Source organism: Variovorax sp. Soil_C_39 (assembly GCF_057656815.1).
Genome location: NZ_JBDGJQ010000051.1, coordinates 1 through 400, shown reverse-complemented (window position 1 = coordinate 400; position 400 = coordinate 1). Strand labels below are relative to the sequence as shown.

1 protein-coding gene is annotated in these 400 nt (G+C 63.2%); it reads left to right on the top strand.

Annotated elements, in window-relative coordinates:
- A partial coding sequence (locus tag AC3A6J_RS28055) for a chemotaxis protein CheW (protein WP_487863280.1) occupies window positions 1-400 on the top strand: 400 nt, incomplete at both ends.

Sequence of the window (400 nt, the reverse complement as noted above, 5' to 3'; positions counted from 1 at the left end):
CCTTCACGCTCGGCCAGGAGGAATACGGCATCGACATCCAGAAGGTGCAGGAGCTTCGCGGCTACGACGCGGTGACGCGGATCGCGAACGCGCCCGAGTACATCAAGGGCGTGGTGAACCTGCGCGGAATCATCGTGCCGATCATCGACATGCGCATCAAGTTCAACCTGGGCACGCCGAGCTACGACCAGTTCACGGTGGTGATCGTGCTGAACATCGGCGGCCGTGTGGTGGGCATGGTGGTCGACAGCGTGTCGGACGTGATCACGCTGGGCGCGGAGCAGATAAAGCCGGCACCGGAGATGGGCTCGGTGCTGGACACCGACTACCTGATCGGGCTGGGCACGCTCGACGAGCGGATGCTGATCCTGGTGGACATCGATCGGCTGATGTCGAGCGA